At 45.9% G+C, this 10,000-nt stretch carries 8 protein-coding genes; 2 read left to right on the top strand and 6 right to left on the bottom strand.

Annotated features, from left to right (window positions below; translation table 11 throughout):
• The 6 genes from LDL40_RS08810 to LDL40_RS08785 all read right to left on the bottom strand — a co-directional run.
• A partial coding sequence (locus tag LDL40_RS08810; RefSeq protein ID WP_300994915.1) for a DUF4397 domain-containing protein occupies nt 1–1,121 on the bottom strand: 1,121 nt, incomplete at its 3' end.
• 423 nt (nt 1,122–1,544) lie between these two features.
• The gene (locus LDL40_RS08805; protein ID WP_300994913.1) at nt 1,545–3,356 is read right to left on the bottom strand and encodes an ABC transporter ATP-binding protein/permease; all 1,812 of its coding nucleotides are present in this window, start codon (nt 3,354–3,356) and stop codon (nt 1,545–1,547) included.
• Between the two features lie 107 nt (nt 3,357–3,463).
• Nucleotides 3,464–3,745: a pyrimidine/purine nucleoside phosphorylase gene (locus LDL40_RS08800; protein ID WP_300994912.1), complete on the bottom strand. Its 282-nt coding sequence runs from the start codon at nt 3,743–3,745 to the stop codon at nt 3,464–3,466.
• A gap of 112 nt (nt 3,746–3,857) precedes the next feature.
• Complete coding sequence (locus LDL40_RS08795) at nt 3,858–4,520, bottom strand: ABC transporter substrate-binding protein (protein ID WP_300994917.1); 663 nt, start codon at nt 4,518–4,520, stop codon at nt 3,858–3,860.
• A gap of 286 nt (nt 4,521–4,806) precedes the next feature.
• Complete coding sequence (locus LDL40_RS08790; RefSeq protein ID WP_300994911.1) at nt 4,807–6,744, bottom strand: alpha-amylase family glycosyl hydrolase; 1,938 nt, start codon at nt 6,742–6,744, stop codon at nt 4,807–4,809.
• A gap of 105 nt (nt 6,745–6,849) precedes the next feature.
• Nucleotides 6,850–7,116 (bottom strand): DUF3081 family protein, encoded by a 267-nt coding sequence (locus LDL40_RS08785; protein WP_300994910.1) that lies wholly within the window; start codon nt 7,114–7,116, stop codon nt 6,850–6,852.
• Nucleotides 7,117–7,199: 83 nt separating this feature from the next.
• On the opposite strand from LDL40_RS08785, the gene LDL40_RS08780 reads away from it, so the two are divergent.
• Together LDL40_RS08780 and LDL40_RS08775 are read left to right on the top strand one after the other, a co-directional pair.
• Nucleotides 7,200–7,847 (top strand): hypothetical protein, encoded by a 648-nt coding sequence (locus LDL40_RS08780; RefSeq protein WP_300994908.1) that lies wholly within the window; start codon nt 7,200–7,202, stop codon nt 7,845–7,847.
• Between the two features lie 494 nt (nt 7,848–8,341).
• On the top strand, nt 8,342–10,000 hold a 1,659-nt coding region (locus tag LDL40_RS08775), incomplete at its 3' end, for a M28 family metallopeptidase (protein WP_300994906.1).

Here is a 10,000-nt window from a genome sequence, read left to right as displayed (position 1 = left end):
TTGCCCGGAGGAACGAAGTAGATGCTGACGTTTTCAAAATCAGGCACCACGTTTACTACGTTAAAGACAAAGTCGTATACCTGAGGTGTGGCGCTGTCCGTCACTGCCAGTACTGTGGCTTTGTTATTTTCGTCCCGATAAAACACCAGGCTTTTGCTCTGCCCCTGATTCAGCGTTAACAAGCCATTTGGGATCTGGCTGGAGCCTTCATTTGCAGTTAAGGTCACTCTGTAATCACCGTGAGGAATTTCGACATAAGAGGTGAGAGTGTCGGCCGCTAAATCAGCAAAAACCGGAGTTCCGCTGGTACTACCTATGTAGATTTGGGCCGGATCTAAATCGTTCAGACTGTTATACACCCTGAATTGAGCATTGCTGTTCACATCTTCCAATGGATAGACTGTAGTAGTGTTTCCTATCACATCCAAAGCAATTTTGCGCTTCAAAGGTCCAGCGTTGTCACGTAATGCCAGAATATACTCGGTTTCATAACTGAAGCTATAGACAGGACTTTGCAGTACTACATCTTTGCTGCCCGAATCGGTTAAATACAAGATATAGCTGCCAGTATCAAAGGTTACAGCCTCACTGAAAGCATGCTGACCTACAGTGGCGACAAAATCGGCATCATCAAAGTCTTCCGTTGAACTGCTGATATACAAGTCCATACTTTTGTTTTCTGCCAGTAAATTGGCAAAATAGACTTTAAACTGATCGTCCAGTTCATCATCTCTGACAAAACTCAGATTGAGGATCTTAGGAGCCTCGTAGTTATCCACCATAAAAAGTACAGTTTTCTGACTGGTTTTCATGCTGACTTCGTCTTCCAGCACCGTCTGCACGTCGCCGCTGTTGTCTGTATAGGTAAAAGCCAGATCATAAGCCTCAGCATTAACTGTGGTCAGAGAGGTCGCATCACCAAAGCTGGCTGAGCCTAAAGTTGTTTCTACCTCATCACTGTCTGTTAGTGTAAGGGTTGTAGTCGCACTGTTGGCTGAGCCGTTGTAAAACTGCAGGTAACTGCTCGGGTAGGTGTCATTGCCCTCAGATGAGCTACTGCCACCGCAGGCGCTCAATAATACAAGGCTGGTAATAGGAAGAATAAGCTGACGTAACAACATAGTAGTTTTCTTGTCCTGTGAGAATAAATACCGTCATCAGAACAAAAAAATCAGACCAGGTTCAGGTCTTTACCATGCATTTACTCAGCTTAACCTTTCTTAATGTTAGAGCGTGTGGATGTTTCAGGGTTACTTTTGCAGCAGTCTGGCCGGTTTTTATGCAAGGCAGCGCGAGTGCAGTGTATCATTCTACATAAACGAGTGCTAACGCAGCAGAAAGGCCGGCCAGGCGCTGCCCTTCGGGTTCGTCTGGCGGCGCTTTGCTTCTTTGTTGCCTACATGGATGTAGGTAAGGGGCGTGAGCAGGAGCGGAAGCTTCACTCGTCGCTCATTTAGAATAACTAAACTTCGCTCCTCGTTTCGCGATCAAAGCGGCGCCAGAACGAACAAAATTTAACCTCGAAACGTCTACACGCTCTAGCTTTACTCAGCTTTAGTTTTGGCCTCTTGTTGTTTGGCCCATAACTGTGCATAAAGGCCTTGTTGGCCCAGTAACTCCTGATGTGTGCCGGCTTCGGCCACTTGTCCTTGTTGTAGCACCAGTATCTTATCTGCATCAGTAATAGTGGACAGTCTGTGGGCTATCACCACAGACGTATGGTGTTTTGCCAGCTCGCGCAAAGCCTGCAATATGGCAGCTTCTGAGTGTGAATCCAGAGCTGATGTGGCCTCATCAAAAATCAATATAGGTGACCCCTTGAGTAACACGCGGGCTATAGCAATACGCTGTTTTTCGCCGCCTGATACTTTTAAGCCCCGTTCACCCACTAAAGTTTGATCGCCCAGCGGTAAACTTTGAATAAAGCTGTCCAGATGGGCCAGCTTGATCACCTGATCCACTTCAGCCTCAGTAGCATCTGGTCTACCATAGCGGATATTTTCCCTGATGCTGGTGTTAAACAGCACAGTATCCTGCGGCACTATAGCAATGCTCTGGCGTAATGAGCTTTGAGTCACATCACGTAAGTCTTGTCCGTCAATGCAAATACTGCCGTTTTGGATATCGTAAAAGCGGTATAAAAGTCTGGCTATGGTACTTTTACCTGCGCCTGAAGCTCCGACTATAGCCAGCTTCTGGCCTGGTTCTACCACAAAGTTTAAGCCATTCAGAATGGGACGGCCTTGCTGATAACTAAAATGTACCTGATTAAATTCAATCCGTCCTTGCTGCAACTGCAGCTCTGGAGCACTGGCTTTATCTTTAATCTGAGCTTGTTTTTTTAACAGACCAAGCATGTTCTCCAGGTCGGTTAAAGAGCGACGGATTTCTCTGTAAACAAAACCTAAGAAATTCAGCGGAATGAATAACTGCAGCATGTAGGCATTGACCATGGCTAAATCACCCAGAGTCAGTTCTTTGTTCAGAACTCCCTGAGCTGCCATCCACATCATCAGAGTAATAGCTGCGGCAATAATCAAGGCCTGACCTGAGTTTAACGCCAACAGCGACATACGGTTTTTTAGCTTGGCTTGCTCCCAGTTGGCTAAAAACTGGTCGTAAGTACGTTCTTCATAAGCTTCGTTGTTAAAGTACTTCACTGTTTCGTAATTCAGCAAGCTGTCCACAGCTCTGCTGTTGGTGGCAGAATCAGCCTGATTGGCTTCACGTATATATTTGTTGCGCCACTCTGTGACATAAAAAGTGAAAGCTACATACAAGGCTACGGCGACAAAAGTCAGTACTGCGTACCAGTACGAAAACAGCAGTGCAAATATCACAGCGACCAGCAGAATTTCCAGTAGGGTTGGCACTATGTTGAACATTAAAAACCGCATCAAAAAACTAATACCGTTGGTGCCTCTTTCTATATCGCGACTGATACCACCGGTTTGGCGGTCTAAATGGAAACTCAGTTCGAGTTGATGTAAATGATTAAAAACCCGCAGGCCCACTTTACGCATGGCGTGTTCAGTCACTCTGCTAAACAGTGCGTCCCGTACTTCACCAAAAAAAACTGAGCCAAAACGTAAGGCGCCATAAAACAATAAAAAGGCCAGGGGCAAACTCAACACAGAGTTTAAGCTGGGGTCTAAATCATCAATGATCAGTTTTAGGGCGTAAGGTAAGTACAAAGTGGCGGCTTTGGCTGCCAAAAGTGCAGCCAAAGCGAGTAACACCCGGCCTTTAAAGGCCCAGATATAGGGCCACATGTACTGAACTGTCTGTTTCAGATCAAAAGCTTCAGCTTGTTTTGTTGCATCTGCTCTTTTGGCCGCAGTTCCCATACCACGCATAAATCATTAGCCTCAAAGTGAAAAAATTATAGAGGCGACCATTAAAGTCGCCCGTCTTGTATGACAAACCTAAGTTGACGGGCTAGTTCCTGCTTTGTTGGCCAGCGTTACTGATAAGTGCAAAGATAAGCGGTGTCGGTTTCAACTTTTAACTGAAATTTGGCTTGAGCCGGTACTTCAAACACTGCACCACGCGCGAAGGTTTGCCACTGGGTTTGTCCCGGCAATAATACGGTTAAAGCACCGCTAATCACAGTTAAAACTTCATGTTGACTGGTTCCAAATTCGTACTCGCCCGGTGCCATCACACCGACAGTAGCGGGCAACTCTTCACCCTGAAAAGCTATAGAAGTCACATTGCCATCAAAATAACTATTTACTTTAAACATCTGATTTTACTCCTTTGAAATACTGATTTCAGTTAACCCTATTTCTATTTTGAAATAAAGAGATTTCTGGGTGTTTAGATGTCTGCCATTGAGGCTTGTTTTAAATCTGAGGTTACTCTGCATTTGGAATAACCAGGCCTGACTTTTCCCACCAGCTTTTGATCTGATCACGCTGATGTTGATTCAGTGCTTTTTTACTTAAGCCGATGTAAACAGGATTGGCATTGACGGTCAGTACCTGATGGAAGTCAACTGCAGATATATCTTGTTGCCTGCGCCATTGGCTGATGACTTGTTCATCTTCAATCAAACCCGTAACTCTGTGACTGATGAGCATCTTTTTCATCAATGCGCTGGAGGATACTGCAACTATTCGCTGGCGAAAGTCAGGATTATGTTGGTACAGCCAATGAAACTCTTCACCATAAAAACCATTAGCTAATATGGCTATCTGGCCTTTTAGTTGACTTATGCCCTCCAGCCTGGTGATGGAGTTTTCAGTACTACTGAGTAGCAAAATTAATTTTTCAATGTGGTGGGGCCCTATAAAGTCGAGATAGCGCTCGCGCTCTTTGGTTTTGCTCAGATTGGTCATTAAATCAAGCTCACCATTCTGTAGTAAACGAAGAGCCCGGCCCCAGGGCAATTCAATCAGTTTGGCGTCACAGTTAAGCTGCTGGCTGATTTGCTCCAACCAGACTACTCCTAATCCCTGCCAGTTGCTGGTAGATCGCTGTAGCTCAAAAAAAGGAGGCCTGTCGTCTGATGCTGGCATCGTTAAAAGGCAGGCGCAGGCGGATTTCAGGTGCAGTGAAATAACTGCAAGTCCAAAGAGATATTTTTTCATTTTGCCTCAGATGCTTGAGCGCATTCTTATTTAGTTCCCCCTATCAATAAGGCGAACTGAGAGTGCGGCAAAGTGAAAAGTTGTGTGAAGTTGTAGGCGGAAAATCCGCATGTTAAAAAGTGTTATTTTTGCTTCACGCTCACTTTGTGTAGCCAGTATGACGGAGAAAAAAAGGCGCAAATGCGCCTTTTCACTAACTCAGCAGATGGCCGTATCAGAGCTTTAACACCACAGAGCCAAGTGGTGCCAGTTCGATCTGCACTGAGGCCGCATCAGCTGTAACTTTTAAACTGGCGTTGCCTTCAGACAACAGATCCTGTAATTCGTAATCGCCCTGACTCAACTGCCATTGGCGCAATAAGTCAGCCGGCAGTTTTAATGCAAAACTGGTGGCTGTAGTCGCAAAGTTACTGGCCACTATCACTTTGGTTTTGTCGTTAAAACGGGCGAAGGCGTAGGTTTTATCGTTATAACCTGCAGTGCCTTTATTGGCTGTATGCAGTTCCTGATAAGCACCGTTAAATACGGCTTCTGTCGCGGATATGGTCATTAATCTGCTGTAAAACTCACGTAGCTGTTTTTGCTCTGCCGTCAGTTTTCCGCCATCAAATTTTCCATTGTTTACCCAGTTTTGGTGAGCTGGCACACCTGCGTAGTCAAAGATGCTGGTACGGCTTGGATCGCCAAAGCCTGAGTCCAAAGCTCCAGCCTCACCGACGTCCTGACCAAAATACAGCATAGTAGGGGAGCTGCTGATTAAAGCTGATACCACCATAGCTGGCTTGGCTTTGTTGGCATCGCCGGCAAACTCAGGGGAAGCAATACGCTGCTCGTCATGGTTTTCTAAAAAGTGCAGCATATGGTGTTCAATGTCCGCCATACCTTTTTGTACAGAGGCTATAGCATCAGTGCTGCCTTTGCCTTGCATCACCAGTTTTAAGCTGTCGTACATTTCCACTTTGTCGTACAGGTAATCCATTTTGCCAAGCCGGATATAGTCGCGATATAAGGCGGGGTTATAGACTTCCGCCAATAAAAAGGCTTGTGGGTTTTTGCTTTTTATACTGGAGTTTAAAAAGCTCCAGAATTCAACAGGCACCATTTCAGCCATATCAAAACGGAAACCGTCGACACCTTTATCCAGCCAGTAGAAGGCGATATCGCGAAATTTCAGCCAGGAGTTGGGGACATCTTTGCCTTGCCAGAAAGCGGCGTGTTCTTGCACTGATTTTTCAGCATAGTCGGCAGGTAAGCGGTCAAAATCGTAGCTGCCGTCTGGTTTAACACCGTAGTTTACTTTGACGGTTTCATACCAGTCGTTAAAGTCAGGCTGAGCCAAACGTGAGCCGTTGCCTGTCCATTTTGCCGGGTTTTCGTCAAATTTACCGTCGCTCAGCGGATGAGATTCGCCGCCCAAAGGCTGATAACCGTTTTGAGCTTTTGGTACCTGGAACTGCTGGCCAACTACGTAATAAAAGTTATTGTCGCGCTTGTATTCCACGCTGGTGTCATCATTGGCGCCGAAGTCTTCAATACCAGCAGGTTTATCCAGGGATTTATAGTGACGTGCCACATGGTTTGGCACTATATCGATAATAACTTTTAAACCCTGGGCATGAGTGCGTTCTACCAGGGCTTCAAATTCCTGCACCCGTTTGGCGGGATCTACAGCCAGGTCAGGATTGACACTGTAATAATCTTTGACCGCATAAGGAGAACCGGCACGGCCTTTGACTACATCCGGATCGTCATGGCTAATACCATAAGCGCTGTAATCTCTAATGACTGCATGGTGCAAAATGCCGGTGTACCAGACATAGCTTGCACCCAGCTCTTTAATGCCTTTGAGTGCAGCCTCATTAATATCGTTAAATTTACCGACACCATTTTGTTCTATCGTGCCCCAAGGCTGATTTGTGCTGTTGGTATTGCCGAATAAGCGGGTGAACATCTGATAGACCACCACTTTACCCGCGGCTTGTTCAGCTTGCGGTTTTACTGGAGCTGGTTGCTCTGTAGCCTGTTTTACCTCAGTAGATTGAGTCTGGTTTGGCATTGGTGCTTTACCACAGGAGGCCAGAACAGCTAAGGCAAAAACACTGAGCAGCAAACTTTTGCTGCTGGCGGCTTTGGAATAAAAGGAAAATTGCATCGTCGTCTGTTTCCATGTCGTTTTTCCTTATGCTAACACAGCCACTCTGTCAGGCTTTTTTCCTGCATACGTTTTCATTCTCTGGCTAGCTCTCCCATGAGGCTGCTAGTGAGATTCTATCCGCTTTAAACGCTGGATAAAGCGGTCTATGTGCTCTTCGTCTTTGGCATCTATATGATATTTCTGGTGAAAACCTAAAGTCACTGTGACTTCGTCCGCCACGAAGTATAAATCGTAACCGTCAAAGCCACTTGCTATGGTCATGCCGTCCAGTTCAAAGCCTTTACCAAAAGGCGTGTCAACCATTACACCTTGTTGCTCTACTTTGCTAAATACTTTCATCAGTAATTTAGCGTCTATTAAATTTTGCATAAGTTTTCCTGAGTAGTAGTGCTGTTTTGCGTTAGGTCATTTAATAAAGGTATAGTGCGGTTACGAAAAAAAGGAGTCCACGGATGCAAATAACTAAAAAAACATTATTTATCAAAGCCTTTTATGTCGCCGCTACTATTACAGTCAGTCTTGCTTCATGCTCTGCTTCTGCTGCTCCAAGCCAGGCACAACTGCAGTTTTTTGACCAGTTAAAAGCCCTGTGTGGCAAAGCTTTTGCCGGCAAAACTACAGTAGATAACCAACCCAGCCCGGCTTTTAGTGGCCATATGGTGATGCATGTGCGCGATTGCAGCGACACACAAATTCAGGTGCCATTTGTGGTCGGTGAAAACCGCTCCCGCACCTGGATCATTACCAAAACCGTCACAGGACTCAAGCTGCAGCACCAACATAAGCATGAAGATGGCACAGATGATCAGTCTACTCTGTACGGTGGCCATACATCTGCGGCAGGTTGGGCTGAAGCTCAAAGTTTTCCGGCCGATGACTATTCAAAAAACCTGTTTATTAAAACCAAAACGCCACAGTCCGTCGGTAATACCTGGCATATGTACTTATACCCCAATGAAAGTTTCAGCTACCGTTTAACCCGCGAAGGTCGTGAATTTCGTGTGGATTTTGATTTGAGCAATGAAGTGGCGTTACCAAAACCAAACTGGGGTGCTGATATACCCAGGTCACTTCAAGATGCGGAATTCGGCGGGAGATAAAAGCGCTTTAGGTAAGGCAGCTGTTGGAAGTTTTAGTGGTTCTCAAGCAACAACAGTTAACGCGGCATAAAGCGCTTTTAGACCCGCCCGAAGGGAGTCGCTGGGCGATTGCACTGCGGTTTAGCCTTTCTCACAAGGTAGTCGACATTGCTTCGCCAGGCCGCCTTGCATAGCAAGCGCCCAGCGGCTCTGAAACTCACATCTTGAGGTCACTTGGGTATAAATTAACCCGATTGACAGTGAAATCACCGCTAACGGGGCAAAAACTGCGATAACTGCTCTGGTCAGTTGCAGCGTGCTTGGTTAGTATCAGAGAGTATTCATTTAAGAATTTTACACAAGACCTCAACCCAAAGTAGTTGCTGCTGCACAGAGGCGACAAGAGCATGAGACCTCCGGGAGCGTAGTCTATCTATGTGACTGTGGCTTGAGCGCGAAATCAACAAAGCTGCAGCTTCAAGTACTAAGGGATATAACTATAATCCGGGAGTGTTATGAAGCCACAATTTTGGTTTTCAGCTACAACGCTGACCGTGATGGCCGCTTTAACCTTAACAGCTTGTTCTAAACCAGCTGAGCAGGATCAAAGTACCAGCACTGCAGCAGTTGTTGAACCCGCCAAAGCCGCAGCTTTGGTTGGGACTGAGTTTAATTCAGCTTACAAAGACTATTTAAAAACTCTGGCGTCAGATGAGTTTCAGGGTCGTATGCCTGCAACTCCAGGCGAAGAAAAGACCATTAACTATATTTCAGAGCAATTTAAACGTTTTGGCCTCAAAGGTATTAACGGAGACAGCTACTTGCAGCCGGTGTCGCTGGTACGTATTGATCCGAAAGAAGTCTCAGGCTTGAAGCTCTCAGGTGACAAGCTGAATGCTGAACTGAAATATAAAGAACAAATGATGGCCTGGACTACACAAGTCACTGAACAGGTTGAAGTCAAAGACAGCGAACTGGTGTTTGTGGGTTACGGCATAGTGGCTCCTGAATATAACTGGAATGACTATGAAGGTCTGGATGTCAAAGGCAAAACCGTGGTGATGTTCGTCAATGACCCGGGTTTTGCCACAAAAGATCCAAACCTCTTTACCGGTAATGCCATGACCTATTACGGTCGCTGGACTTACAAGTTTGAAGAAGCGGCCCGTCAGGGGGCTGCTATGGCGTTGATTATTCACGAAACTGAGCCTGCTTCTTATGGTTGGCAAGTGATAGCTGGTGGTTCTCCTACTAAGTTTGATTTGATTAATCCAAACAAAAATATGGACAGATCTAAAGTAGAAGGCTGGTTAACCACTGAATCGGCGCAGCAGCTGTTTGCCTCTATGGGCACAGACATTGAAACCATGCGGCAAAAAGCACTGAGCAAAGATTTTGCTCCTGTGCCTATGGGCGTAACAGCTTCAGTTTCAGTGAAAAACAATATCAGTGAACTGACATCCAACAACGTCATGGGGTATATCGAAGGTTCAGAAAAACCGGACGAAGTGGTGCTTTATATGGGCCACTGGGATCATTTAGGCGTGGATTTCTCTAATCCAAAAGATAAAGTCTTTAACGGCGCTCAGGACAATGCCAGCGGTACTGCTGCAGTCATAGCTTTGGCCGAACATTTTGCCAAACAGCCTAAACCAAAACGCTCTGTGGCGTTTTTGGCCGTGACAGCTGAGGAAAGGGGGTTATTAGGTTCTGCCTGGTATGCCGCTCATCCTGTGTTCCCGCTAAACAAGACTGTAGCTGGTATCAACATGGACGTGTTAAACGTTTATGGTCCGATGAAAGACATGGTCGTAGTGGGACACAACAACTCAGAGTTGGAAAACCTGCTGACTAAATACACTGAACAGCAAGGCCGTTATGTTGCACCTGAACCAAGTCCGGAGCACGGATCATTTTACCGCTCTGACCACTTCAATCTGGCCAAAGTAGGCGTGCCAATGCTGTACGCTAAAGGTGGTATTGATAGTTTTGAGCATGGTAAGGAGTGGGGCGCTGCTCAGAAAAAAGAATACAATGTTTGTTGTTATCACAAAGCTGCAGACGAATTTAACGACAACTGGGATCTGCGTGGTGTACAGCAGGACTTGAATGTGTTTTTCCAGGTAGGTAATGAACTGGCGAATACTGAACAGTGGCCAAACTGGTTTGAAGGC

This window comes from Rheinheimera sp. (assembly GCF_020217005.1).
Lineage (GTDB): Bacteria > Pseudomonadota > Gammaproteobacteria > Enterobacterales > Alteromonadaceae > Pararheinheimera.
The sequence above is the reverse complement of the archived record's forward strand: the minus strand, read 5'-3'. Positions and strand labels throughout refer to the sequence as shown.